This is a genomic window from Mesorhizobium sp. WSM4823 (assembly GCF_055811195.1).
The window spans coordinates 1-812 of the sequence record NZ_JBVVQL010000049.1 but is presented as its reverse complement, the minus strand read 5'-3'; the positions used below and the strand labels follow the sequence as shown (position 1 = coordinate 812).

1 protein-coding gene is annotated in these 812 nt (G+C 62.4%); it reads left to right on the top strand.

What is annotated here, in order from left to right; translation table 11 throughout:
- Positions 1-126: 126 nt before the first annotated feature.
- Positions 127-812 (top strand): glycosyltransferase family 2 protein (locus AC0L26_RS31955; RefSeq protein ID WP_473636082.1); only part of this gene is annotated, 686 nt, incomplete at its 3' end.

Genomic DNA, 812 nt, shown 5'->3' with positions numbered 1-812 from the left:
CTCGCAAGAGTTCGCAGGAGACTGTTTGGACGCAGCGTCCCTGAGGACCGTTTCCTTTGGCAGGAGATCGCCGGCTATGTTTCGGGACTCTTGTTCTACCTCCGAGCCAGGCGCGGGTAAGACGGCGTGGCGCATAATCCCTTGGTTTCAATCGTGGTTCCTGCGCACAACGCGGAGGCAACGCTGGCGCGCGCGCTCGATTGCCTTCTCGATCAGGAAATAGCGGATTGGGAGGCGATCGTCGTCGACGACGCCTCCACGGACGCCACCGCCGCGATCATCGCCGGTTATGGGGAGCGCGATGCCCGATTTCGGACATTGAGCTCTTGCGCGTATAGCGCCGCCGGCGCGCGCAATAGCGGGATTTCGACAGCGCGTGGCCATTGGCTGATGTTTCTGGATGCGGACGATTGGGTGGATGCCGGCTTCCTTGCGAAAATGCTGGCCGCGCTGAAAACCGCGCCCGATGCAGTGGCGGCCTATTGCGGTTCCCGGCGCGTGATGCCCGATGGCGAACTCACCCCGCCGAGCATCCCGACGGAGGTTGCGATCCAGCCCTTCGAAACATTCGCCCGCCGGTGTGCCATCCGAACTCACGCGCTGCTGGTCGATCGGGAGACAATTGTCGAGTTGGGCGGTTTCGATGTGTCGCTGCGCACCTGCGAGGACTGGGATTTGTGGCAGCGCCTCGCGCGTCTGGGCAAAAATTGGGTGATGGTCGACGAGCCACTCGCTTTCTATCGGGCCAGCCCGAACTCGCTCACTCGCAATTCGATGCAGATGCTGGCCGATGCGGAAATCGTGATCGCCCG